The sequence below is a fragment of the Bartonella sp. B30(2025) genome (assembly GCF_053793825.1).
Genome location: NZ_CP200034.1, coordinates 200507 through 227306, shown reverse-complemented (window position 1 = coordinate 227306; position 26800 = coordinate 200507). Strand labels below are relative to the sequence as shown.

18 protein-coding genes and 1 pseudogene are annotated in these 26800 nt (G+C 35.4%); 8 read left to right on the top strand and 11 right to left on the bottom strand.

What is annotated here, in order from left to right:
- Nucleotides 1-414 precede the first annotated feature (414 nt).
- On the bottom strand, nt 415-3840 hold the full coding sequence (locus tag V4P55_RS00955) for an autotransporter outer membrane beta-barrel domain-containing protein (RefSeq protein ID WP_455474534.1): 3426 nt from the start codon (nt 3838-3840) through the stop codon (nt 415-417).
- A 541-nt stretch (nt 3841-4381) separates the two neighbouring features.
- On the opposite strand from V4P55_RS00955, the pseudogene V4P55_RS00950 reads away from it, so the two are divergent.
- A pseudogene (locus tag V4P55_RS00950) lies at nt 4382-5230 on the top strand (MFS transporter); the annotation flags it as partial.
- Between the two features lie 268 nt (nt 5231-5498).
- On the opposite strand, the gene bafA reads toward V4P55_RS00950, so the two are convergent.
- Complete coding sequence (gene bafA / locus V4P55_RS00945) at nt 5499-9575, bottom strand: BafA family autotransporter (protein WP_455474533.1); 4077 nt, start codon at nt 9573-9575, stop codon at nt 5499-5501.
- Between the two features lie 577 nt (nt 9576-10152).
- On the opposite strand from bafA, the gene V4P55_RS00940 reads away from it, so the two are divergent.
- The gene (locus V4P55_RS00940) at nt 10153-11442 is read left to right on the top strand and encodes an MFS transporter (RefSeq protein ID WP_455474532.1); all 1290 of its coding nucleotides are present in this window, start codon (nt 10153-10155) and stop codon (nt 11440-11442) included.
- Here V4P55_RS00940 and V4P55_RS00935 read toward each other — a convergent pair.
- Together V4P55_RS00935 and V4P55_RS00930 are read right to left on the bottom strand one after the other, a co-directional pair.
- Nucleotides 11435-11701 (bottom strand): hypothetical protein, encoded by a 267-nt coding sequence (locus V4P55_RS00935; RefSeq protein ID WP_455474531.1) that lies wholly within the window; start codon nt 11699-11701, stop codon nt 11435-11437. The genes V4P55_RS00940 and V4P55_RS00935 overlap by 8 nt on opposite strands.
- Before the next feature lie 150 nt (nt 11702-11851).
- Nucleotides 11852-12298 (bottom strand): DNA polymerase III subunit chi, encoded by a 447-nt coding sequence (locus V4P55_RS00930; RefSeq protein WP_455474530.1) that lies wholly within the window; start codon nt 12296-12298, stop codon nt 11852-11854.
- A gap of 388 nt (nt 12299-12686) precedes the next feature.
- On the opposite strand from V4P55_RS00930, the gene lptF reads away from it, so the two are divergent.
- From lptF to rsmA, 6 genes are all read left to right on the top strand, one after another.
- A complete protein-coding gene (lptF, locus tag V4P55_RS00925; protein ID WP_455474529.1) occupies nt 12687-13877 on the top strand; it encodes an LPS export ABC transporter permease LptF in 1191 nt (396 codons plus the stop codon).
- Nucleotides 13874-14965 carry an LPS export ABC transporter permease LptG gene (gene lptG / locus V4P55_RS00920; RefSeq protein WP_455474528.1) on the top strand — a complete coding sequence of 364 codons (1092 nt, stop codon included), beginning with the start codon at nt 13874-13876 and terminating at the stop codon, nt 14963-14965. The genes lptF and lptG overlap by 4 nt, the downstream gene beginning before the upstream one ends.
- Nucleotides 14966-17272, top strand: coding sequence for an LPS-assembly protein LptD (locus tag V4P55_RS00915; protein WP_455474527.1), 2307 nt, complete (start codon nt 14966-14968; stop codon nt 17270-17272).
- 134 nt (nt 17273-17406) lie between these two features.
- Entirely contained in the window at nt 17407-18363 is a 957-nt protein-coding gene (locus V4P55_RS00910) for a SurA N-terminal domain-containing protein (RefSeq protein ID WP_455474526.1), read from the top strand.
- Complete coding sequence (gene pdxA / locus V4P55_RS00905) at nt 18363-19385, top strand: 4-hydroxythreonine-4-phosphate dehydrogenase PdxA (protein WP_455474525.1); 1023 nt, start codon at nt 18363-18365, stop codon at nt 19383-19385. Before V4P55_RS00910 ends, pdxA begins: the two co-directional genes overlap by 1 nt.
- Nucleotides 19376-20206: a 16S rRNA (adenine(1518)-N(6)/adenine(1519)-N(6))-dimethyltransferase RsmA gene (rsmA, locus tag V4P55_RS00900; RefSeq protein WP_455474524.1), complete on the top strand. Its 831-nt coding sequence runs from the start codon at nt 19376-19378 to the stop codon at nt 20204-20206. Before pdxA ends, rsmA begins: the two co-directional genes overlap by 10 nt.
- Nucleotides 20207-20254: 48 nt before the next feature.
- Here rsmA and gmk read toward each other — a convergent pair whose 3' ends face one another.
- The 7 genes from gmk to V4P55_RS00865 all read right to left on the bottom strand — a co-directional run bounded on the left by gmk (nt 20255) and on the right by V4P55_RS00865 (nt 26459).
- On the bottom strand, nt 20255-20920 hold the full coding sequence (gmk, locus tag V4P55_RS00895; protein WP_455474523.1) for a guanylate kinase: 666 nt from the start codon (nt 20918-20920) through the stop codon (nt 20255-20257).
- A gap of 66 nt (nt 20921-20986) precedes the next feature.
- On the bottom strand, nt 20987-22096 hold the full coding sequence (gene mltG, locus V4P55_RS00890) for an endolytic transglycosylase MltG (RefSeq protein WP_455474522.1): 1110 nt from the start codon (nt 22094-22096) through the stop codon (nt 20987-20989).
- Between the two features lie 130 nt (nt 22097-22226).
- A complete protein-coding gene (fabF, locus tag V4P55_RS00885; RefSeq protein ID WP_455474521.1) occupies nt 22227-23489 on the bottom strand; it encodes a beta-ketoacyl-ACP synthase II in 1263 nt (420 codons plus the stop codon).
- Nucleotides 23490-23589: 100 nt separating this feature from the next.
- A complete protein-coding gene (locus V4P55_RS00880) occupies nt 23590-23826 on the bottom strand; it encodes an acyl carrier protein (protein WP_317993046.1) in 237 nt (78 codons plus the stop codon).
- A 260-nt stretch (nt 23827-24086) separates the two neighbouring features.
- Entirely contained in the window at nt 24087-24824 is a 738-nt protein-coding gene (gene fabG, locus V4P55_RS00875; RefSeq protein ID WP_455474520.1) for a 3-oxoacyl-[acyl-carrier-protein] reductase, read from the bottom strand.
- 18 nt (nt 24825-24842) lie between these two features.
- Nucleotides 24843-25787: an ACP S-malonyltransferase gene (fabD, locus tag V4P55_RS00870; RefSeq protein WP_455474519.1), complete on the bottom strand. Its 945-nt coding sequence runs from the start codon at nt 25785-25787 to the stop codon at nt 24843-24845.
- A gap of 84 nt (nt 25788-25871) precedes the next feature.
- On the bottom strand, nt 25872-26459 hold the full coding sequence (locus V4P55_RS00865) for an undecaprenyl-diphosphatase (protein ID WP_455474518.1): 588 nt from the start codon (nt 26457-26459) through the stop codon (nt 25872-25874).
- Nucleotides 26460-26800 lie beyond the last annotated feature (341 nt).

Genomic DNA, 26800 nt, shown 5'->3' with positions numbered 1-26800 from the left:
TTCATTTTTACTGGTATCTGCAATAGCAGCATGTACAAGACAACTACTCGTTATAAACGCTAAACTACTTAATTTCCACTTATTATAGTATATAATCATAATCTCTCCCCCCGTTGTGTCTAAATAGACGACAAACACGCTTCATACTATTAAAGTCTCTTCTCTGAAAATTAAAAGAAACTACTTTCTAATAATTCATAGAATTCTTTTTCTGAATAATAGAAAATATTTATTATACAATTTTTTTTTAATATCTTCCTACAATTTCTATTATAAAAAAGTACCGTATAATAAATGGGATAGAAAATATAAAAAAAAACACAAAATCTAAATAATAAATACTTTCTAGGTAAACAACCTATTTGCAAATAATAATCATTGCATGCTAAACTTGATTAAAAAAGAATCTCCTAATCAAAAACTATAACGTAAACCCAAAGTCCCTTGAAATGATTGTTTAATTTTTTGCCCTTGTAAATAAGAAGCTTCTGCAAAAACCATTAATCTATCACTGATGGAACTGTTTAAACCAATGCCTAATTTCCCTGCATGGCCAGATAAGTCAGTAACAAATTTATGCTGTTTATTAATCGTCGTATAATTTTTCGTTATATTTTCACGCACCCAAGACGCCATAATATAAGCAACTGATGGTGTTTTTGTGTCAGAACCAAATTCATAACCCACCGATACTCCAACTTCACTCTGCAATGAAGTCAATCGACTTAAATCCCCCATCATTCCATTAGAAAGCTTTATTTCCTTATTGGCAGCTTGCAACCAAGTTAATCCCCCATAAGGCTGCATCCAGCCCTGCTGTGACAGCTTAAAACGATACCCCGTTTCAAGTGACGTGCCTATCGCCCATTGATTATAATTTCCATGGATATCCAAACCATTTGTTGAAACTGCATTCAAATCATTCTGATAATTATTATATTTTAAAACGGCATCTAAATACCATCCACTATAATCAAAATAAGTTGCATATGCCCCAACACTGTAACTGTTTATACTGCTAGTACCTTTCCGAGCATGCGCAACTCGTGCTTGATCATAACTCCCAAAACCGCCAATATAAAACTCTCCACTCATCAATTCACTTAAACCATTAACACCTAATATTATTCCTGTCTGGTCAAGTTTAAAATCTATATGACCTGTAGCAATGTGCTCTTTATATTTGATCGCCTGTATCCAAAAAGAAGAAGTTGTTGTTTTATTACCATTAACAATCCTCCTTTCAGCACGCACCGCTTGCAGCTCATTATAAAAAATAATGCCTGGCACCACAGACATAGACAACACTGCATCAGTAGAAGGACTAGTCAAAAAAGGAGTTGGAGATTTTGGACTTACATGAGACCCTTCGTCAACAGATAGCACAGTCAAATACCAAATCTTTTTATATTGTCCATCCTCATCACTTTTTTCTTTTAAAGCATATACATACGTCCCACCATCAACGACAACCTCACCATTAACAGCACCAATTTTTACACCTGAAATATCTTTCAAAGTAAAATGAGCTTGACCACTTTCATCAAAAATTAAATCAAAGCTTGTCGAAAGTGGACTAATAATATCCAAACCTGAATCAACGACGCTTATTGTGTGAGAACCATTTCCATTTTTAATAAAGAGATGATCTCCTTTTTTTTCTGCTAGGCTAACATTAAAATGAAAATGCATATTACCCGAAAGGGTATCAATATAAAGATTAGAATAATAGAGACTATTATTATCAGAAGTAAAAATAACTTCACCCACACCATTTAAATTTTGAATCCAAGAATTATGACCGTCAGAGTGATGAGCAACGAGATATAATTGGGCTTTTTCTCCGGTTAAATTGATGTTTTCTGTTATAGCTTTATAATTACTCTCTCCTGCATAAAGATGAAGCTTCCCAAAATCATGAACGACTGTTTTACCTTCTAAGATTGAACCAACCAAAGCCCATGAATTAGCACCCTCTTTAATCTCTAAACCATTTATATACCCGCCAGCATGAATTTCTTGAGTAGCATGAGGATGTAAAATCACACCATAGGCTTTACCCCCTTCTAAAATACGCTGTTTGCCCTCTGAACAAACCTCAGTATCAATTGCTATACCACCTCTTTTCGATACAAAACCCTCATCATCTGGAAACCATTTCGCGATAGTTTGCATTCCTCCAGCCATAACTTTTGTCCCCCAAGCAATACCAGCACCATATACTTTTTGCTCTCCTTTGGCGTCATCATGACTATAAATGTGAGTGTTATAAGCACGACTACTCACAGGCACACCATTCATTTCTCCCTCTCCAAAAATAGACTGAGTACCACCATAAACTGTAGTACCCCTAGCCACTCCTCCTTTCTCTACACTTTGTTTTCCACCTGCTTGAACAAGAGTAAATTCTGAAATTCCCTCCTTTTTAACGATTTCAGTGCCATCACGTAAAACAATAGTATTTCTACTCAAATCGCCAGCATCAACCTCAAATATATCAAATGTTCCAATTATACGCTCAACGGGTCGTCCAAAGAAATTTATGTCTTTTCCATCTGTATAACAATTAAAATTATTTTCAGATTCTGGCTTAAAAAGAACAGCATCTTTCTTTACATTACTCAAATACCAGACTTTTCCATCGTCCCTAATCTTTTCATATCGCAGATGGTACATGTAAGCCCCGCTATCAACAGCGTTAATTGTTGCATTAGCATAATTTTTCAAAGTGAAATGAGCTTTTCCACTTAAATCAGTAATTAAATTAAGTGAAAATGAAGGATAAGTTGTAATTTCAGTGCCAGTATCTAAAATGTTTACCGTATGATCTCCTTGGCCATTTCTAATAAAAAGGCTATTGTTCTTACTATTTACAGGATCAATATTAAAATAGAAATTTATATTACCTGAAAGATCAGTCACATAAAGCGTAGAGTAGTGTTTTTTATCTCGTGGAGGAGAAAAAACAAAATGACCTTTACCATCTAATTTTTTAATGTACAAATTTACTTTGCTAGATCCAGTCGTAACCAATTCTAATAAAGAATTTCTTCCCCCTAAAGTAATGCTTTCTACATTTTTAGGCCCCTGTTTATTAACACCAAGATTAAGCCTTCCATAATCATTAACTGTTATTGGCCCTTTTAATATAGCACCAGTAGAAATCTGTGCTTCGCCATGGTCATTAATCGTTATTGGCCCTTTTAATATAGCACCAGCAGAGATCTGTGCTTTGCCATGGTCAATAATCGTTAAAGTATCCACCACTCCACCAGAATCAACTTTTAAAATGCCACCATCTAAAATAGTGTTAAGGGCTTTATTTCCAGCTAAAATGCGCTGTTTACCTCCCGGATAAACTATAGTATCTATAGATAGTGCACCTTGTTGGTTAGGTTGTGCAGATTTTTTACCTAATTGTTGAACTCCTCCTTTAACCTGTGTTGAAAAAGTTACTCCCTTGTCATATACAATCTGTCGTCCAGGCTTTTGATCTAGACCTAAAACTGTGGTATTATAAGCACATTCGTTCGTTCCTGTGACAATTTGCTTCATCCCCTTAGAAACACGAGTATTGTTTATTTCATTTGCAATACACAGCACTACTTGTGCACTAATATCGGTAGCTTTTACAGGTGCGTTTTTAATAATATCCTCAACGGGATTACTCCTAATTGTACGTTTTTTATTTACTTCTTCTAGCTGTTTACCTATCATTACTGGTAATAATGAAAAAGAATCCTCATGAGAGAAAGCCACCATTTCATTTGCGCTTATAGCTTTGACAAAAAAATTACTGGTCACTAATGCCAAAAATCTGAGCTTAAATTTGCATTGCATTATCTTAACTCCATGATTTTAAATAAACATTATCTACACTCCACTATTGAAAATAAAAAAAATATGTACATCGAAAAATTAAAAAGAATTACATCTCTAAAAACATCGCTCTCCCCCCTCAGGGCTCAATGTTCATCAAAACACCAAGCAGACATATAAAATATTAAACGTACAGAATGTTCACTCATCAAATACTGTTACTGCATGCCTGCTTTAAAACTTATTCACAATAAAAATTGTGAAATCTATTTTTTGCAATTTAAAAGTGTTTTAATTGCGTTCATAAAAGTTTTTTTAACATTTTAGATACAAAAAAAATCAGTGAAACTCGTATTGATATTTAGGTAGACTGGAAAAACAACTTTATTAAATGCGAGTTAAATGCATTTATAGCGCAATTATTTGTGCTTATACTGTTCTTTAATTGCACCAATATGCTGAAAACATGATAATATTGACTCGACACTAATCTGAAATTCTTATAGTTAGAATGCCAGTTTCACAACTTAATTTGTTATACTTTTAAAAGGACATTCTGTTCATATTTATAAAATCAGAAAAACAAGACTCAAATAAACAAAATTCTCCTTACCGAATTTTATTTGCAAGCCTTATTGGCCCAATAATTGAATATTTTGATTTTTACGTTTTTGGAACCGCTGCAGCTCTTATATTTCCTTATCTATTTTTTCCAGCTGAAGGGGATAATCTTGCTGTTTTGAAATCTTTTCTTATCTTCGGAGCAGCCTTTTTTTCTCGTCCATTAGGATCAGTTATTTTTGGGCATTTTGGAGATAAAATTGGACGAAAAGCAACTCTTATTGCAGCTCTTTCTACAATGGGTATATCAACAGTTATTATTGGAATCTTACCTACTTATCAAACAGCTGGTTAGTGGGCACCTTTCTTCCTAATACTATGCCGTATTGGACAAGGGTTAGGATTAGGCGGTGAATCAGGAGGTGCTGTTCTGTTAGCAATAGAAAGTGCTCCACCAGAAAAACGTGGTTGGTATGCAATGTTTCCTCAATTAGGTGTTCCAGTCGGTTTATTTTTGTCTATTACCGTTTATTTAGGTCTATTCTACTTCTTGGATTATAATGAACTTTTGGCATGGGGATGGCGTATTCCTTTTATTTTTTCCGTTGTTCTCATGATTATAGGGATGTGGTTTCGTCTCTCAATCAATGAAACAGCTGAATTCAAAAAAGCTCTTGAACATAAAGAACGTGCTAAACTCCCCATCATAGATGTCTTTCTAAAATGTCCACGAATCTTATTTCTTGGAACATTTGGGGGGATGACAATATTTGCTTTATTCTATTTTATTACCGTATATTTGCTAAATTATTCGACAAATCACTTAAAAATTGCATATCATGAAGCTCTTTTTCTTGGACACTATATTCCAATATAACTACCATTTCTCCATATCTTATTCCTAAAAAGCATCAAAGAACATCATAGTATAGAATCTATTTTTAATCTCAAATTATAAAAAATTGTTCTCTCTTTAATTCATAAGGCTCTTTATTTAACCAAGAATATAAAACAATTATTATATGACTTTCTTAATATCTTTCTATAAATGTTTAATATTTAAAAAAAATACGACATCATAAATGGATAGAAGAAATAAATATAAAAAGAACCTATAATCAAAAACTATAACGTAACCCCAAAGTCCCTTGAAATGATCGTTTAACTTTTTGCCCTTGTAAATAAGAAGCTTCTGCAAAAACCATTAATCTATCACTGATGGAACTGTTTAAACCAATGCCTAATTTCCCTGCATGGCCAGATAAGTCAGTAATAAATTTATGCTGTTTATTAATCGTCGTATAATTTTTCGTTATATTTTCACGCACCCAAGATGCCATAATATAAGCAACTGATGGTGTTTTTGTGTCAGAACCAAATTCATAACCCACCGATACTCCAACTTCACTCTGCAATGAAGTCAATCGACTTAAATCCCCCATCATTCCATTAGAAAGCTTTATTTCCTTATTGGCAACTTGCAACCAAGTTAATCCCCCATAAGGACGCATCCAACTCTGCTGTGACAGCTTAAAACGATACCCCGTTTCAAGTGACGCACCTACCGCCCATTGATTATAATTTCCATGGATATCCAAACCATTTGTTGAAACTGCATTCAAATCATTCTGATAATTATTATATTTTAAAACGGCATCTAAATACCATCCACTATAATCAAAATAAGTTGCATATGCCCCAACACTGTAACTGTTTATACTGCTAGTACCTTTCCGAGCATGCGCAACTCGTGCTTGATCATAACTCCCAAAACCACCAATATAAAACTCTCCACTCATCAATTCACTTAAACCATTAACACCTAATATTATTCCTGTCTGATCAAGTTTAAAATCTATATGACCTGTAGCAATGTGCTCTTTATGTTTGATCGCCTGTGTCCAAAAAGAAGAAGTTGTTTGACTGCCATTGATAATTCCCCTTCCAGCACGCACCGCTTGCAGCTCATTATAAAAAATAATGCCTGGCACCACAGACATAGACAACACTGCATCAGTAGAGGGACTGGTCAAAAAATCAGAAATTCGTATTTCTTGTTGTTCTTGTGGTAAACGTGAACTCTGACCATTTGGGCGTTCAACAATTTGATCAATTAAAGATACAGAAGTATTAGAAGCATTATCAAAACTCGAAGTTTCATTCTTATCATCCTGATTTTCAATAGATGGAATCGTTGGAGAAGCAATGGATTCTTGCTTCGGACTTAAAAATTGAGAATCATTTCCCACATGTGGAATTTCATTATTTTGATTTTCAATAGATGATGGAGCTGTTGGGGTCATAAGAGCTGGCCGCCTCCGACCAGAACGCAGATGACCATTATCGGAGTACGACAACACCCTATCTGGTTCTTCCAACTGAGAATTATTTTCCGCACGTGGAATTTCATTATTTTGGTTTTCAAAAGATGGAGTAGTTGGAGTAACAAGAGCTGGCCGCCTTCGACCAGAACGCGGATGACCATTATTGGAATGTGACAATTCTCTAACTGGTTCTTCCAAAGAAAAAGCAGCCACTGGCTGACTTTGATCTACATCTTGAAGAGATCTTCTCCTACGGGATGTTGTCCGAGTTGATTGTAATCTTTTAATAGACGTTTTATCAATAGACACTGCAGCCAAATACCAAATCTTTTTATATTGTCCATCCTCATTATTTTTTTCTTTTAAAGCATATACATACGTCCCACCATCAACGACAACCTCACCATTAACAGCACCAATTTTTACACCTGAAATATCTTTCAAAGTAAAATGAGCTTGACCACTTTCATCAAAAATTAAATCAAGAACTATTGAAGTAGGATCAGCGATACTAAAACCTGAATCAACAACGCTTATTGTATGAAAACCACTTCCATTCTTAATAAAGAGACAATCTCCCTTTTTTTCTGCTAAACTAACATTCAAATAAAAATATATACTACCCGAAAGGGTATCAATATAGAGATTAGAATAATAGAGACTATCATCAGAAGTGAAAATAACTTCACCCACACCATTTAACTTTTGAATCCAAGAGTTATGACCGTCAGAATGATTAGCAACAAGATATAATTGGGCTTTTTCTCCGGTTAAATTGATGTCTTCTGTTATAGTTCTATAATTACTTTCCCCCACATAAAGATGAAGTTGCCCCAAATCATTAACCACTGTTTTGCCTTCTAAGATTGAACCAACCAAAGCCCATGAATTGGCTCCCTCTTTAATCTCTAAATTATTTATATACCCACCAGCATGAATTTCTTGAGTAGCGTAAGGATGTAAAATCACATCATAGGCTTTACCTCCTTCTAAAATACGCTGTTGCCCCTCTGCAAAAACCTCAGTGTTCATTGCTATACCACCGCTTTTCAATGCAAAACTTTCATCATCTGGAAACCATTTTGCGAGAGTTTGCATTCCTCCAGCCATAACTTTTGTCCCTAAAACAATACCATCATCATATACTTTTTGCTCTCCTTGGGCGTCATCTTGACCATAAATGTGAGTGTTATAAGCACGACTACTCACAGGCACACCATCCATTTCCCCCTCTCCAAAAACAGACTGAGTACCACCATAAACTGTAGTACCCATAGCTGTTCCTCCACCCTCTACACTTTGTTTTCCACCTACTTGAACCGTAGTAAATTCTGAAGTTCCCTGCTCTCTAATAATTTCAGCTCCATCACGTAAAACAATGGTATTTTCACTAAAACCACCTACATCAACATAAAGCTTTCCAAATGCCTCAACGACACCATTAATTGCTCGTTTCGAAAAATTTGTCGTTCCGTCATCTAATACAAAAATGGTCTCATCAACCATAAGTGTAATATCTTGCAAAGTAGATTTATCTTCATCAAGATAAACATCACTTGTATAAAGACTAAAACTATTTTCGTAAGGATTTATTGTAGAATCTTGCGAACTTAAAGCATCTTCTTTTGGTTTTATAGGAGTAACCAAAGACAAGTCTGTATTAGAAAAAACATCTAAAGATGTAGAATTTCTTTTTACAGCAGTCAAATACCAGACCTTACTATCATCACGCCCCTCTGTATGTTGCAGATGGTACACATAAGTCCCACTATCAACAATGTTAATTTTTGCATTAGCATGATTTTTTAAAGTAAAATGAGCTCCTCCACTTTCATCAGTAATTAAAAGAAATGAAGATGAGGAAGAAGTTATAATATCAATACCAGTGTCTGGAATGCTTACTGTATGATCTCCTTGACCATTTGCGATGAAAAGACTATCATTCAGCTTACCTGCAAAATCAACATTAAAATAAAAATCTATGTTACCTGAAAGATCATTAATATAAAGTGCAGAATAATATGTTTTATTTCCTGGGTAAGAAAAAGCAAAACGACCATTACCATTTAACTTTTTAATGAGAAAGTTTTTTTTACCAGCTCTATCCGCAACCAATTCTAATAAAGAATCTTTTCCATTTAGAATAATGTTTTCTATTTTATTATTAATGTTATGTTTATTATTTTCATGAACGTATAGAACAAGCTTCCCAAAATCATTAACTGTTACTGCTCCTTTTAATATAGCACCAGCATAAATCCGTGCATCAGCGTCGCTACTAATCGTTAAACTATCTACCACTCCACCAGAATCAACTTCTAAGGTGCCCCCATTTAAAACAGTGTTGCGAGCTTTACCCCCAGCTAAAACGCGCTGCCTACCCCCCTCAAAAACTGTAGTATTTATAGATAACCCACCTTGTTGTACTACCGATTTCCCACCTACTTTCTGAATTCCTCCATCCATAACATCTGTTGCAATAGCCGATCCATTACTATGCACAATCTGTTGTCCTGGCGTTCCATCTTGACCATAAACTTTGGTATTATACGCAGAGCTGCCCGTTCCTGTAACAATTTGCTTACCACCACTATAAACATGAATATCCTTTGTTTCTCCCTCATTTTGAACACGCTGCACTAAACCTTTAGTAATATTAATACTTGCTGCAGTTTTTTTTTTAGTAACAATCTCAACGTTACCATGCCCCAATATCTGTTTTTTGTCTATTTCTTCTAGCTGCTCGCTTACCATCTCCGGTAATGAAAAATCTTTTTTTGAGGGAGTAACCAATTCATCTGCACTTATAGCTTTGACAAAAAAATTACTGGTTATTAATGCCAAAAATCCGAGCTTAAATTTGCATTGCATTATCTTAACTCCATGATTTTAAATAAACATTATCTACACTCCACTACTAAAAATAAAAAAATACGCACATCGAAAAATTAAAAAGAATTACATCTCTAAAAACATCGCAGTCCTCCCTCAAGGCTCAATGTTCATTAGAACAACAAGAGAACAACAAGCAGACATATAAAATATTAAACGTACAGAATGTTCACTCATCAAATACTGTTACTGCGCGCCTGCTTTAAAACTTATTCACAATAAAAATTGTGAAATTTATTTCATGCAATTTAAAAGTGTTTTAATTGCGTTCATTAAGAGTTTTTTTTACATTTTAGATACACCAAAAAGATCAGTGAAACTCGTATTGATATTTAGGTAGACTGGAAAAACAACTTTATTAAATGCGAGTTAAATGCATTTATAGCGCAATTATTTGTGCTTATACTGTTCTTTAATTGCGCCAATATGCTGAAAACATGATAATATTGACTCGACACTAATCTGAAATTCTTATAGTTAGGATGCCAGTTTCACAACTTAATTTGTTACACTCTTAAAACTTAATTTGTTACACTCTTAAAAGGACATTCTGTTCATGTCTATAAAATCAGAAAAACAAGACTCAAATAAACAAAATTCTCCTTACCGAATTTTATTTGCAAGCCTTATTGGCCCAATAATTGAATATTTTGATTTTTACGTTTTTGGAACCGCTGCAGCTCTTATATTTCCTTATCTATTTTTTCCAGCTGAAGGGGATAATCTTGCTGTTTTGAAATCTTTTCTTATCTTCGGAGCAGCTTTTTTTTCTCGTCCATTAGGATCAGTTATTTTTGGGCATTTTGGAGATAAAATTGGACGAAAAGCAACTCTTATTGCAGCTCTTTCTACAATGGGTATATCAACAGTTATTATTGGAATCTTACCTACTTATCAAACAGCTGGTTGGTGGGCACCTTTCTTCCTAACACTATGCCGTATTGGACAAGGGTTAGGATTAGGCGGTGAATCAGGAGGTGCTGTTCTGTTAGCAATAGAAAGTGCTCCACCAGAAAAACGTGGTTGGTATGCAATGTTTCCTCAATTAGGTGTTCCAGTCGGTTTATTTTTGTCTATTACCGTTTATTTAGGTCTATTCTACTTCTTGGATTATAATGAACTTTTGGCATGGGGATGGCGTATTCCTTTTATTTTTTCCGTTGTTCTCATGATTATAGGGGTGTGGTTTCGTCTCTCAATCAATGAAACAGCTGAATTCAAAAAAGCTCTTGAACATAAAGAACGTGCTAAACTCCCCATCATAGATGTCTTTCTAAAATGTCCACGAATCTTATTTCTTGGAACATTTGGGGGGATGACAATATTTGCTTTATTCTATTTCATTACCGTATATTTGCTAAATTATTCGACAAATCACTTAAAAATTGCATATCATGAAGCTCTTTTTGTGCAAGGAATCGGTTCTATTTTTTGCATAATTTTTACTGTCATAACTGGAAAACTGGCTGATCGTATTAAACGCAGAACTTTAGTAATTTGGGGTACTATAGCTATCGGCGCTTATGCTTTAACGGTTCCTTACTTTTTAGGATTTGGTCTCTTAGGAGTTTTGGTAATTTCCATTTTGGGTCTCTCAGCCATGGGAATGGTATTTAGTCCGCTTGGTGTCGTATTAGCTTCACCATACCCAACAGCTATCCGCTACACAGGCTCTGCTGTGACCTTCAACTTAGCTGGTATTGTTGGTGGGTCCCTTGCACCTTCTATTACAGAATATTTGGTACGAAACTTTGGTATTTCTTATATCGGTTATTATTTATTTGCTTGTGCTTTTATTTCACTCATTTGTTTCATTGGATTTACAAATGAGGAAATATCTAACTAGAATATAATAAAGAAAATAAAACAAATGCTGGCGGCAAAAATGCCGCCAGTTTTATTTTTAAAGATAGAGGCTGAGGCATAGTCAACCATAATATTCCAGCAAAAAATGCACTCAAAAAAAAGAATAAAATATCTACAATATTAGTAATGTAAGCGACAGAAAACATTCCTGATAAGATATGTGTTGTACCAAGCCATGAAACGCACAAGAAAGCTAACATGACAGCCCACAAAATAAGCAAAATCCGATCAATAATCATTATCGTTCCATTCAAATATTTTTATTATAGACCACAGCTTTATTTTCTTACCATCAAATTAACGCTATTTTCCGTACTTTTCGAAATAAAAAACCCAGCTTCACCATTTCTATACATTTTTAAAGATCAAAATAGCAGATTCTATGTGCACTAAACCTGTTTTTTCCAATTGCGATCTTCAGTCTGCTGCCAGTAGGTTAAATTGTGATTTTCTATTTTATATTTTTTCCACTGTGCACGAGCGAGATTTAACTGTTCACTATTGTGACCATCAAATATCACCACAAGCCGTTGATATGCATTGATATCTGAGCAAACTGCTCCTTCCGTAAGAAACCGTATTTTTGAATCATTCGGGTTTTCCTGTCCCGTGGTCAAGAATACAGGTTGAAAATTTGAATATTTATCATGCTCAGTTCCATGCCCAACAAATGCATCATCAGCATAAACCCATAAATAAGCATCTATAGCATCACATCGTTTTTTATTAATACATTGTATTGTTATTTTACCAAAGCGTTCTAGCGCGCGCTCCACAAGTGTTGGCAAAATATCTTCTAATGTTGATCGCATCAAATGATAGAAAAGAATATCCAAATTTTCCGTCCTTATCACCATTTATCAATTAAAAAAACAACATCTTTTAGGAGGATATTCTATATCCTCAGAATAAGAGCAATAACGATTCTTCTTTTCCAATTGCGTATTGTTTTATATTTCATGCACACTAAAAGGTAAAAGAGAAAATTATTATTTTGATTGTTAATAAAAAAGTCTATTTTGCAATCTTTCTATAAGCCATACTTGAAAATATAATATAATATATGGCAAGATGACTTTAGGATAGCTAATTGTTTTCTATTGTTTATTTAAAATAGCACTCGCACATATAAAGGTACAAAACAATTGTTAAATTTTGGTTGTATTTTGAAATCCAAAATATTGCAGAATGTCGGCTTTTCGGCGGGGAATGTCATCTAGTTTTATGCGTATTATTGAGTTATACATCCTGAAGCGCGTTTCTATTTTATTTAGTGCCGTAATGATTATATCAGTTGCCATTAGCTGGACAGTGCAGATTCTTGCACGGATTGATTTTCTTACAACGAGTAAACAGACATTATTAACTGCTTTATATTTTTCATTTTCATTGCTTCCTTCTGTCGTTTTTCTTGTTATCCCATTTGCACTATTAATTGCAATTACGATTACTCTTTCAACAATGAATCAAGATTCAGAACTCGCTATTATTAGCACTTCTGGTTTCCCTAAAAATACTGTTTGGAAACCAGTTATTCTTCTCGCTATTATTGCATCATGCGCATCTTTTACCATAGCAAACTTTATTGCTCCTCACGCTCGTCTTAATATGCGACAAATGCTAGCAAGCGCCCATTCTGACCTTATTAATATTTTTATTCGTGAAGGCAGTTTTCAAAAATTATCAAATAATCTGTACATAGAAATTGGTGAACAAAAACCTGATGGAACCCTCGGGCGTCTTTTCATTGCTGATCAACGCGATCCCAAAATTGATCTTTTTTATTATGCAACCAAAGCGTTCATTGTTAACAATAAAAATGGTAATTTTTTACTTCTTAATGAGGGAGAAATAGAAAGGATCGATTATCAAAATAATAGCGCTTCAATTATTCAGTTCAGCTCGTATAACTTTAATCTAGACGAATTCATTCCCCATAATAGAACACCTACTATTTATCCCAAAGATAGATCATTTTCTTACTTGCTCAAACCTGATCCAGAGGATCCCTACTATCTACACAAACCACTTCAATACAGAGCTGAAATTCACCGTAGGCTTACAGCATGGCTCTATCCTATTGTTTTTGCATTAATTGCACTTGCAGCAGTAGGGGATACACGCGCATATCGACAAGCACGTATATCTGCAAATTTTTCCGCAATCTCTTTTTCTTTACTAGTTTACTGGGTGGGGTATTTTTTTTCTGAAAAAGTAAAAAGCGACCTTGCATACGTTCCTTTTCTCTACATTACACCAATAGGAATGAGTATGGTAATTCTTTTCATGCTCTTAACGAATCGTAAAATTGATATATTTTCGAGACTTAGCGAAATCATTCAAATAATTTTTCAAAAAATGATAAGAAAATTAAAAAAAAGAAAATCCCACTATCCATCGAGTAATTTATCATGATTGGATGGACGCTTGGACGATATTTTTTGATACGTTATATTAAAATAACTTGTTATTTTTTCATTGGTATTTTTGCTCTGGCTTTTTTAATCGATTTTACAGAAAATTCTGGTCACTTATCCTATCTTCCTCATTATACAACACAAAATGCGCTTTTTATTTCACTTTTGCGCATCCCTTTTATTATGCAACAAATTATCCCTTTTATTGCACTATTTTCCGCAATGGCAACATTGTCCTCACTTAATCAAAAATTTGAGCTTGTTGTGACTCGTTCTATCGGTGTTTCTGCATGGCAATTTCTAATGCCTATTTGTTTTGGAGCTTTTCTTTTTGGGTTATGTTCAATTTTTTTTATTAATCCGATTGCAGCATGGGGCTCTTCTCAAGCAGAAAAAATGATGGCTCAGCTGCGTAGCAATAATGCAGAAACATCTCTCCATAACATGCGCATTCCATGGTTAACACAACGCACAGATTCTGGTAGAACAACTATCGGCGCTCGATCTATTACAAATCAAGGGCTCTCTCTTATTAATGCAACCTTTGTACAATACAATAATAATGCGACAGTTAAAAATTGGATTAACGCCGAAAAAGCAACACTAATAGACGGTGCTTGGCTATTAACCAACGGGATCGTCTATAAAGTAGGTCATATGCCGGAAAAATTTACTGAATTTCATATCAAAACCAATCTAAAACCAAAATTTCTAACTGAACATTTAGCAGATCTCACAACTATCCCATTTTACCAGTTACCAACCAAAATTATGATTGCACGTTCATTTGGCTATTCTGCCAATCGTTTTAATATGTATTTGCAGTCACTAATTGCATTACCAATTCTGCTTGTGGCAATGACGCTTATTGCGGCAACTGTATCACTAAATTTTTATCGCTTTGGGCAAGCTAAATCGTTAATTCTTAGCGGTATAATCGCTGGATTTATGCTTTATGTCATGTCTGTTCTCATTCAAACTTTTGGTAATGCTGGATATATTTCACCAGTTATAGCGGCTTGGGCACCAGTGATTATTGCATTATTTTTGAGTATTGCATTTTTGCTGCATAAAGAGGATGGTTAAATGAAATCACTCAAAAATAAACAAATAACAATATTATTCACCTTAGCTTTAAAGAGTGTTATTGGCTCTATCTTAAGCGTGTGTTTTCTCGGTTATGTATTCGCACAAAATCTTATCCAAAACCCCAAACGTCCTCTTTTCTTATCTGCAGATGAACTTGTCTATAATCACGATGCAAATACTGTATCCGCAAAAGGCAATGTTCGAATCGAATATGATGGCAATAAGGCTGTAGCCCAAAAGGTGACTTACAACCCAAAAACAGGACGCATTATTGCACAAGGTAATGTTGAAATTATTCAAAAAAATGGAAATAAAATCCGTTCTAATTATATTGACATGACCAAAGATTTTGGAGAAGGCTTTGTACAATCTTTATACGTTGATACAGTTAATAATATTCATTTTTCAGCTGTAAAAGCTACACGCAGTCATAACCAAATAACAGTCTTTCATAACGCTACCTATACTGCATGCAACACTTTCTCGTATAAACAAGACAATAACGCCTTATGGAAAATTAAAGCTAAAAAAATCATATGGAACAACACTACCAAAAAAATCCAATTTGAAAATAGCCGTCTTGAATTTTTTGATATACCGATTTTAAAACTCTCCACTTTTGAACTTTATGATCCCACTGTAAAGCGCACTAGCGGTCTACTTATGCCTCATTTTTTTTATGCTGATTATTTAGGCATTGGCATAAAAAATTCCTATTTCTTGAATCTTGCGCCCCATTATGATTTTACACTTTCTACGACAATCTATACTCAACAAGGGCTTTTAACTGAAGGAGAGTGGCGCCAACGCTTAAAAACAGGTAACTATAACATTCGTTTTGCTCATATATATCAAACAAAACCTCATAATTTCGATGATAACACAATTGATGCACAGCAAACAAACCGTTATATGTTAGCGACAAAAGGTGATTTTCGTATTAATTCACGCTGGACTTATGGATGGGACATTCTTGCTCAATCTGATAAAGATTTTAGCCGTACATATAAACTTGAAAATTATGATAATCTTATACAAACTTCTCAGCTATACTTAAATGGTTTTGCAAATAAAAACTATTTTGATATGCGTTTTTATAATTTTAAGCTTCAAGATAAAATATTGAACAGCAGCCATAATAAACACCGCTTTCAGCAAGCGTGGGTCTTACCTCGCATCGATTATTTTTTTACTCCGAATGCATCAGTTTATACAGGGCTGCTAACCTTTCACAGCAACATACAATCAATTTATCGCCGTCATACTAATTTCAACTCTATCGACTGGAACGACCACTCCATAAATATGACTCAACTCTCTAATGTGGTTAAAAATAGTTTTCGTTTAACAAATGAGCTTGAATGGAAAAAGCGCTTCAATACAAATAGTGGATTAATACTAACCCCTACCCTAGCTTTACGTACTGATCTCATTGCGACGAATGCGCCTACAAATCACACTACTATACAAAACGATCCCTTTTCAACTATTCGTAAAGCAACCATCCGCAGCATGGGAACTGCAGGTTTAGAATTACAATATCCTCTCTTCATTAATTTTAATAATTCTGCGCATATCATAGAACCAACAATTCAAGTTTTTATGCGTAATAATGAACAATATATCGGACAAGTTCCCAATGAAGATGCACAAAGCTTCCTCTTTGATACGACCACTCTATTTCAACGTAATAAATTTTCTGGTTATGATCGTGCAGAAGGCGGGACAAGAGCAAATATAGGACTAAGATATTCTGGGAGTATAAACAAGGATTGGTCTCTTAATGCTCTTGTTGGACAATCTTTTCATCTTGCAGGAAAAAATTCTTTTGCAGAGAAAGATCTTATGAATATAAGCAATTATTCAGGCCTTGAAAAAGCACGCTCAGATTATGTTGCAATGCTTAATGCAAACCATAAAAGTGGTTTTTCTTTAGAATTTCGCGGACGTTTTAACCAAAAAACAGGGGAAATCCGTCATAGTGAAATTGAAGCATCACAAAAATGGAAAAATTTTTGGGCATCTACACAATATGCTTACACTCCAAGTCAATTAAATCATGAATATACACAAGATCGCAAAGAAATTTCTTTTCAAACCGGTATTAAGTTTGCTAATGATTGGTCTATTGATGGCAATGCTGGTTACGATTTAGTATCGGGCACATTTGTAAAACGAGGAATCAACTTTAGTTATACAGATGAATGCTTCGAATTAAAGTTCGGCTACCAACAAGTAGTCAATCCAGGAAAAACAAAACATTTACAGAATTTTAATTTTTCTTTTTCATTGCTTACAATTTAAAATATTGGAAAAAATAAAATCATGTTTATGAAGAAAGAATATATAAGTAATTCAACTTATAATTGTTTTTATTCAAAAAATATATATTTAAAGTAATCGATAGGGATTGATAGACACTGCAAAGGCTTATTCACATGAACAAATTTAGAAAGTGTATCCTTGCTTTTTTTTGTATTACAACTTTGAGCACAAACAGCTTACTGGTAAATTTATTTTTCGTTCCATTAACTTTTGCTCAAATCTCAATTGTTACAACAGTTAATGGAAATCCTATAACCAATTATGATATTCAAAGACGTATCGCTCTTCTAAAATTGCAACAAAAGCAAGGGAATCTCTCTACACAAGCTAAAGATGAACTTATCAATGAAGCTCTCAAAAATACTGAAGTCAAGCGTCGCAATGTTGAGGTTAGCGATAGTGATGTTGAGAGTGCTTTTGAAAATTTTGCGACACAAAATCAGATGACTATTGATCAACTAAATCAGATTTTGGTTCAGAGTGATATCACAATACAACACTTTAAAGATTACATTCGTGGACAAATAGGATGGATGCGCCTTGTTAATGCACGTTATCAAGCTGAAACAGGTGTGCTTACGGAACAAGAAACTGTACGCAGAATACTAAAAAATGGAGGTGTAAAGCCCTCAACAAACGAATATACACTGCAACAAATTATTTTTGTTATTCCTGCACATCGCCGTTCAGAAATTTTTAAAAGACGTCAAAAAGAAGCTAATAATTTTCGTGCATATTTTCAAGGATGTGAAAATACACAAACACAGATAAAAGGCCTTTTGGACGTTACTGTCCGCAACTTAGGAAAATTTTTACAACCACAGCTTCCTACGCAATGGCAACAAGAACTCCTCGTAACATCTGCTGGAAAAATGACCAATTTTCGAGAAACATCATACGGACTTGAAGCACTTGCTGTTTGTAAAATTAAAACAGTTTCTGATGATCATACTGCTCGCCTTATATTTTCTATTCAAGATAATCAACAAAGGGATCTGAAGAAACTTGAAGATTTAAGCGAAAAATATTTAAAAGAGTTGCAACAGGAAGCGCATATTCAAAATTCATAATGACTGTACTTGTTGTGAGCAGTGGTGATCCTGCTGGAATCGGACCTGAAGTAGCTATAAAAGCGTGGAGTTTGCGCTCTACACGTATAATTCCACCTTTTGTTCTTTTAGCTGATCCCGATGTTATTCGTTCACGCGCCAGTTTTTTAAAAGTTCGTATCAAAATAGATCTCATCTTAAACAATAATAAAGATAATTTTGTGAAAAATTTCCAAACGTCCTTACCCATAATACCATTAAAAAACCGGCAAAGTGATCGATTGGGAGCTTCTTCACCAAACAATGCGGCTGGAATAATCGAGGCAATTAAACGTGGAGTGCAATTAACTCAAAGTGGTCACGCATGTGCGCTCATCACTTGCCCTATTGCAAAAAAAAGTCTTTACGATGCTGGATTTGAATTTCCTGGTCATACAGAGTTTTTAGCCCATTTAGCCCATCAAACTTCCAATAAATGCTATCATCCGATTATGATGTTATCTGGTCCCCGATTAAAAACAGTGCCAATTACTGTTCATATTCCATTAAAGGAAGTTCCTACACGTCTTACAAGTCAATTAATTATTCAAACTGCATTGATTGTTGAAAACGACTTAAAAACGCGATTTAAAATTACTTCACCCCGACTAGCTGTTACTGGTCTTAATCCCCATGCAGGAGAAGAAGGAACAATGGGAAAAGAAGATATTGAAATTATCGCTCCCGCTATTGAATATCTGAAAAAGAAAGGGGTAAATATTATAGGTCCTCTACCTGCCGATACAATGTTCCATGAACGAGCCAGAAAAACATATGATGTCGCTCTTTGTATGTATCATGATCAAGCTCTAATTCCTGTTAAAACACTAGACTTTGATACCACTGTCAATATAACTTTAGGACTTCCTTTCATTCGAACATCTCCGGATCACGGAACTGCTTTTGATATTGCTAAGCAAGGGATCGCTTCTCCTGAAAGCTTTATTGCTGCTCTTAAATTAGCAAATAAACTCGCAAAAAATAATTCTGTATCATGCCAATAGATAATTTACCTCCTCTTCGTGAAGTCATTGATGTATACAAACTGCAAGCTCATAAATCTTTAGGACAAAATTTTCTTTTAGATCTTAATTTAACATCTAAAATAGCTCATCAAGCAGGAGATATAAAAGGAAAACCTGTTATTGAAATTGGTCCAGGACCCGGAGGCCTTACACGTGCATTGCTTGCAAAAGGTGCCATTGTAACAGCTATAGAGCGCGATGAGCGCTGTTTACCAGCTCTATTAGATATAGAAAAACATTACCCGCAACAATTACAACTTATTTTTAATGACGCGCTGCAACAAGACTTTTCAAAGCTTTTTGAAACATCTTCAGAAAAACCGCGTATTATTGCAAATCTGCCCTATAATATTGGAACACAACTTTTATTAAACTGGCTTTTGGTTGAGCCATGGCCTCCTTTTTATGAATCAATGACACTGATGTTTCAACGCGAAGTTGCCAAACGTATTGTTGCTACACCTAAATCCCCCCATTATGGACGTCTTAGCGTATTAGCAGGATGGCGTACCATTGCTAAAATTGCGTTTGATGTGCCCCCTCAAGCTTTCACACCAGCACCAAAGGTTACTTCGTCCATTGTTCACATCATTCCACGCACACAACCTCTTGCCTGCTCTACAAAAAAATTAACTTTTATCACAAAAATTGCTTTTGGACAAAAACGGAAGATGCTTCGTCACAATCTCAAAGATATTGGAGGTGAAGTACTTTTAAAAAAAGCTGAAATTGATGGAACACGTCGAGCTGAAACACTATCAATTTCAGAATTTGTAACTCTAGCTAATTTAATGATTTAAAAATACAAAATTTTTGCTCGTTGCTGAATTTTCTCGCAATAAAAGATATTAATCAATTTTTTCAGTAATAAGCTTGTCAACAAAAGACTTAAGAAAAAAACATCGCTCACGTCTCACTGTCTCCGCCAAATAAATTGACTTAATGAGTGACACAGAGAGATTTAAATCTTCATTAATCACAACATAATCATAAGAACGCCAATGCTGTATCTCTGCTCGCGCATTTTTTAACCGCAAATCAATAATATCCTGACTATCTTCCGCTCGACGGTATAAACGTGTGATAAGTTCCTTCATTGAAGGAGGGAGAATAAAAACAGACACCGTATCCCCTGGCATTTTCTTTTGCAGCTGCTTAGTGCCTTGGTAATCAATATCAAATAACATATCCCGCCCAGCATTCAATGCATTTTCAACATTTTCACGTAAAGTTCCATAATAATTTCCGTGAACTTCTGCCCACTCAATAAACTCATCTCCATTACGTTTACGTTCAAATTCTTTCTTGGAAATAAAATGATAATGAAGACCATCCACTTCACTAGGACGCCTCGGTCGTGTTGTCATGCTCACAGAAAGCTCTAATTGTCCATCTTGTATAAGTAACCGAGAAATAGTTGATTTACCTGCTCCTGAAGGAGAAGAAAGAATAAATAAAAAACCACGACGTTGATTGACTTTTTGAATATTCGATTCACTTTCAAAGAATATCATAATACTGCTCTGTCTTTTTAAATTTTATACTAAAACCTCAATAAACTTTTTCACATTTTTTTAAATTTAATGAGCTTGCTTTAATGCACGCCATTTGCGAACATTGGTATTATGTTCTTGTAAAGTTTTAGAAAAAACATGGCCTCCTGTACCATCAGCAACAAAATAGAGCGCATCACTGCTCGGGGAATGTGCAACTGCCTTTAAAGAATCTTTACTTGGATTTGCAATCGCTGTTGGTGGCAAACCATAAATTTTATAAGTATTATATGGTGTTTCCTTCTCGAGATCTGAGCGATAAATCGCACGCCCTGAAGGCTTACCCTTTCCACCAAAAAGACCATAAATCACCGTCGGATCAGATTGAAGACGCATGCGTTTAGCAAGCCGATTATGAAACACTGCAGCGACCTTTGATCTCTCTTCTGCAATTCCCGTTTCTTTTTCAACAATCGATGCTAATATAATGAACTCATCAATAGATTTTATGGGCAAGTCAGGTGAACGAGTAGCCCATATTGCATTCACTAATTTTGTTTGTCCTTCACTTAATCTTTTTATGATTTCTTTGCGAGTCGTACCTCGAATAAAGCTAACGGTATCAGTCATTAAACTGCCTTCTGGAGGTAAAATTTCTGGAAGTTCTCCAACCAAAATTTCATTAGCAGCTAATCGATCAAAAACTTGTTGAACTGTTAAACCTTCTGGCACTGTGAACGTGTGCTCAATAGATTTTCCTTTCACAAGGATATCCATAATATCTCGCATCGAAGCGTGTGCTGGAATTAAATATTCACCAGCCTTAAGACGTGTTGTTTTTTGATGGAAGCCAACTCCATAAATAAAAATATCAGATGATCTAACCATACCGCGTTTTTCAAGCAATGACGCAATTTCACGGATTCCCGCTCCAGGATAAATAAGAACAACTTGTTCCTCTTCGGCTATCCCCTTTCCTTCGAAAATAATTTTTCCAATATAAAGAGGAATACCTATAGCAAACAGAACAACAACCATCAGCATTAGAAAAAAATGGCCGAGAATAACAAATGGGTTACGTACAATATATGACTTTTTACGCTTCTCATGCGTTAACATATCATTATTATTGATTTTATGATTCGAAAAGGAAGCATCTACGTCCTCTAGTGGTTTTTCATTCTTCACATCGGACATAATATTAACCTCAACTTTTAAGTATTCACTGTAATTTCTTAATCTAATCCTACAACTTAACTGACAATTTTACTCTTATAGCTCACTTTTTAAGAAAAATTAGATACGAAAAAACAAATTAAAATATTTATTATCCCTTAAAGCGTTGCATCACCAAAGATGCATTTGTTCCACCGAATCCAAAAGAGTTAGAAAGAACTGTATCAATTTTTCGTTCACGTGGCTTGTGGGGTACAAGGTCAATTTTTGTTTCAATAGATGGGTTATCAAGATTCAGTGTTGCTGGAGCCACATTATCTCGTATAGCTAAAACACAAAAAATAGCCTCAGCTGCACCAGCAGCACCAAGTAGATGCCCAATAGATGATTTCGTTGATGACATAGACACTTGTGATGCATGATTTCCCAAAACACTTTCAACAGCGGACAGTTCTATCGTGTCAGCCATTGTAGATGTTCCATGAGCATTAATATAATCAATATCGCTCACATTGACCTGTGCTCGCTTAAGAGCTGCCATCATACTGCGCTTTGCACCATTACCATCTTCTGAAGGCGCTGTAATGTGATATGCATCACCAGATAAACCATATCCAACAACTTCAGCATAAATACGCGCGCCCCGTTTTTTTGCATGTTCAAGCTCTTCTAAAACAACAATAGCAGCTCCTTCACCCATAACAAAACCATCACGATCAATATCATAAGGACGAGACGCATGCTCAGGATCATGATTGCGATTAGTAGAAAGAGCCCGACAAGCAGCAAAACCAGCAAGGGATATTCTATTTATTGGAGATTCAGTCCCTCCTGCCACCATTACATCTGCATCACTCATTGCAATCAAGCGCGCAGCATCACCAATTGCATGCGCACCTGTTGAACAAGCTGTTACAACTGAATGATTAGGACCACGCAAACCATGTTTAATAGAGACATAGCCAGAAGCCAGATTAATTAAACGTCCCGGAATAAAGAAAGGAGAAACACGCCGTGGACCTTTATCACGAAGCGTGTAACCCGCTTCAACAATACCTTCAACGCCACCAATACCTGAACCAATTAATACACCTGTGCGAATCTGATCCTCATCATTCGTTGGATTCCATTCGGCATCTGTCAGTGCTTGTTCAGCCGCAGCCATTGCATAAACAATAAAAGCATCAACTTTACGTTGCTCTTTAGGTTCCATGTACAAATCAGCATTATACGTGCCATTTGTTCCATCCCCCAAAGGAATACATGCTGCAATCTGACACGGTAAATCGGACACATCAAATTCTGTAACACGCCGAACACCGCTTCTCCCTTCAATAAGTCGTTTCCAACTATACTCGACATCACCAGCTAATGGAGATACCAATCCCAAACCAGTAATAACAACCCGCCTCATACTTTCAACCTTGAATAGAGAATTTACTTTTCAAAGCCATATTTTAAATATGCTTCCAAAGAATATCGGCAAAAGCATTTTATGCTTTTGCCTTTTATAATTACGCAGAGGCTTTATCGATAAACTTTACTGCATCACCAACTGTAAAAATTGTTTCGGCAGCCTCATCAGGGATTTCCACACCAAACTCTTCTTCGAAAGCCATAACGAGCTCAACCGTATCAAGGCTATCTGCTCCTAGATCATCGATAAAGCTTGCATTTTCCACTACTTTATCTGCATCAACTCCAAGATGCTCTACGATAATCTTTTTAACGCGCTCTTCTGTATCACTCATGTTGAAATCCTCGAATTTATTTCTTTTCTATAATTTGTTAGCTATATCGAATTATCTAATCAAGCAATAGATATGTTGCTTTAAAAATTTTTATGATGACTTAAAATATCTTGTGGATATCCCCTTATACAATAAAGCAATATTACTATTCTGACATAAATTGACCAATTACTAAGTTCAAGAAACAGATATATTTTTCCATTTCATTTATATTACTAGAATAATACACATTATAAATCAATGTGGAATAAAGCGAATACCTAAATCATTGCCATACCACCATTGATATGCATTGTTTGACCAGTCACATACGCTGCTTCATCACTAGCTAAATAAACAGCAGCAAAAGCAATATCCTGCCCCACCCCCATACGTTTCATTGGAATTGCAGCCATAATGCTTTCCTTTTGTTTTTCATTAAGTTTATCCGTCATTGCAGATTTAATGAATCCCGGAGCAATACAATTAACTGTGATATTGCGTGATGCAATTTCTTGAGCTAATGCTTTAGAAAATCCTATCAAACCAGCTTTTGCAGCACAATAGTTCGTCTGCCCAGGATTTCCAACAACCCCAACAACAGATGTTATATTGATAATCCGTCCGTAGCGACGCCTCATCATGGAATGTGTCAGTTCACGCGTGAGAGTAACAGCAGCTGTTAGATTGATTGATAATACATCATCCCAATCTTGATCTTGCATACGAACAAAAAGACTATCTCGCGTGATTCCAGCATTATTAACGAGAACATCGATTCCCCCCATTTCTTTTTCTGCTAATTCAGCTAATTGCTTAATAGCTTTACGCTCCGAAAGATTAGCAGGAAAAATAAAAACATTTTTCTCAAGATTTGCGGCTACTTCCTGAAGCTTATCTTCACGTGTTCCATGGAGTCCTACAATTGCACCTTGTGCATGAAAGCAGCGTGCAATCGCTTCACCAATTTCTCCTGACGCTCCTGTCACAAGAACTTTACGACCTGTTAAATCAAACATTACTTAGACTCCTAAAAATTAAACTCCGAGTACGCATAGCGCTTCTTCTATTTCCTCAGCTGTTCCAATCGTTAATCCTTTTATATCCTTGTTAATACGACGTAACAAACCTGTTAATACTTTTCCAGAACCAACCTCAAAAATTGTATCAACTCCATTGGCACCGATCCACTCTATCGTTTCACGCCACCGTACTCTGCCAGTTACTTGGTCTATAAGAAGCATAATAATACGCTCTGGATCACTTTCTGGTACAGCAGAAATATTTGTCACCACAGGAACAACGGGAGCCTTCTTATTAACAGACAAAAGTGCATTCTTCATGACATCAACGGCAGGCTGCATTAAAGAGGAATGAAAAGGTGCAGAAACCGGAAGGAAAAGTGCACGCTTTGCACCTTTTTCCGATGCAATCTTTATCGCAGCTTCAACGGCTTTTGTTTCCCCTGAAATAACAATTTGTCCACCACCATTATCATTGGCAATTTGGCACAATCCTTGTTCTAAAACAGTTTCGCAAATCTTTTCAACGTCGTTTTCATCCAAACCAATGAGTGCGGCCATAGCCCCTTCACCAACAGAAACAGCAGACTGCATAGCATTTCCACGAATCCGCAAAAGCCTTGCAGTATCAGCAAGGCTAAATGTACCGGCCGCACAAAGAGCTGAATATTCGCCTAAAGAATGTCCTGCAACAAATTTTACTTTTGATTCTATGTTGAGCCCTAAAGTTTCCATTACACGAATAACTGCTATGGACACAGCCATCAATGCTGGTTGCGCATTCACTGTTAATTTTAAGACATCATCTGGTCCTTCAAAAATGATATCTGATAATTTCTCGCCTAAAGCATCATCCACTTCCTCAAAAACCATACGCGCTGCAACAAACTGCTCTGCAAGTATTTTTCCCATACCAACAAGTTGACTTCCCTGCCCTGGAAAAGTAAATGCTGCTACCATCAATTATCTCCTAAACTGTGCAATTAAACTCTTTGCTTTTTTACTTTTGACCTTATTTATAAGCACAAATCAAGACAAAGTCATTTATTTGAAAGGAATATTTATCTGTAAATTATATCTCAAAGGCGGAATTTTATATAAAAATTTAGGAAAATATGGTGCTACAAACCGGATAATTCCCCAATTTATGAAAGTGCCTAAAATTGCACCTGCTAAAACATCAAAGGGGTAATGCACACCAACAAAAACGCGTCCCCAACAAATCAAGCATAAAAATATCACTGCAAATTTAAAAGAAACTTTATATCGATAAAAATAAAGCCCTGCTGTATAAGATGCAATAATCAAGGCATGATTACTCGGAAAAGAAGCCGTTGCGCGATGCTTGATCAGCGGAGATGTAAGATCAGAAACAAATGGACGTGGATGAAAATAAATAAGAGAAATGAGATAGCCTGTAAAAAGAGCCATAAAAGTACTCACACAAATGCTTAATACTGAGCGTCTCTCCCTCTCTTTACCGCAAAACCACAGCACAAAGAGATGTATGGGAATAATATAAATTAAAAACTTTGCACAAAAAATACCAAAAACAATTAAAATAGACCGTGATTGACTGCTGCCAACTAACATTTCTAATAATGTCACATCAATCCGGTTTAAAAAGTCCATACTCATCTCTTTATCCATATAGCTTTGTATCATTTCTTTATAGTGTAAAAACATAAAACATATAAAAAGGTACTAAAACTTAATAAATCATATTTTTTATGAACATAAACTTGCTATTTTAAAAGATAAGCTGTAAAGGTTGAATACTTACTACCGGCATTTAGCTGGGGGTTGAACGGAGGACTGAAAATAAATCAGTAGGAAGTACAATATTTCCGACCTCCCGTGTCTCCGCTCTCGAATGTCTCAAATTGTAAACGCGTCCTTTCTTCTTTGGATCTCCCAAAAAGACAAGTCGCAGGGGCTTTGCGCTAAAACCGGTAAATTTAATTGAAGAAAGG

Bases quoted from the DNA above. Each gene is read 5' to 3' on its own strand.
- mltG (WP_455474522.1), bottom strand. From the start codon at position 22,096: ATGTCCGATGTGAAGAATGAAAAACCACTAGAGGACGTAGATGCTTCC.
- rsmA (WP_455474524.1), top strand. From the start codon at position 19,376: ATGCCAATAGATAATTTACCTCCTCTTCGTGAAGTCATTGATGTATAC.
- bafA (WP_455474533.1), bottom strand. From the start codon at position 9,575: ATGCAATGCAAATTTAAGCTCGGATTTTTGGCATTAATAACCAGTAAT.
- V4P55_RS00915 (WP_455474527.1), top strand. From the start codon at position 14,966: ATGAAATCACTCAAAAATAAACAAATAACAATATTATTCACCTTAGCT.
- fabD (WP_455474519.1), bottom strand. From the start codon at position 25,787: ATGGTAGCAGCATTTACTTTTCCAGGGCAGGGAAGTCAACTTGTTGGT.
- gmk (WP_455474523.1), bottom strand. From the start codon at position 20,920: ATGATATTCTTTGAAAGTGAATCGAATATTCAAAAAGTCAATCAACGT.
- V4P55_RS00910 (WP_455474526.1), top strand. From the start codon at position 17,407: ATGAACAAATTTAGAAAGTGTATCCTTGCTTTTTTTTGTATTACAACT.
- pdxA (WP_455474525.1), top strand. From the start codon at position 18,363: ATGACTGTACTTGTTGTGAGCAGTGGTGATCCTGCTGGAATCGGACCT.
- lptF (WP_455474529.1), top strand. From the start codon at position 12,687: ATGCGTATTATTGAGTTATACATCCTGAAGCGCGTTTCTATTTTATTT.
- V4P55_RS00865 (WP_455474518.1), bottom strand. From the start codon at position 26,459: ATGGACTTTTTAAACCGGATTGATGTGACATTATTAGAAATGTTAGTT.
- lptG (WP_455474528.1), top strand. From the start codon at position 13,874: ATGATTGGATGGACGCTTGGACGATATTTTTTGATACGTTATATTAAA.
- V4P55_RS00880 (WP_317993046.1), bottom strand. From the start codon at position 23,826: ATGAGTGATACAGAAGAGCGCGTTAAAAAGATTATCGTAGAGCATCTT.
- fabF (WP_455474521.1), bottom strand. From the start codon at position 23,489: ATGAGGCGGGTTGTTATTACTGGTTTGGGATTGGTATCTCCATTAGCT.
- V4P55_RS00955 (WP_455474534.1), bottom strand. From the start codon at position 3,840: ATGCAATGCAAATTTAAGCTCAGATTTTTGGCATTAGTGACCAGTAAT.
- V4P55_RS00940 (WP_455474532.1), top strand. From the start codon at position 10,153: ATGTCTATAAAATCAGAAAAACAAGACTCAAATAAACAAAATTCTCCT.
- fabG (WP_455474520.1), bottom strand. From the start codon at position 24,824: ATGTTTGATTTAACAGGTCGTAAAGTTCTTGTGACAGGAGCGTCAGGA.
- V4P55_RS00935 (WP_455474531.1), bottom strand. From the start codon at position 11,701: ATGATTATTGATCGGATTTTGCTTATTTTGTGGGCTGTCATGTTAGCT.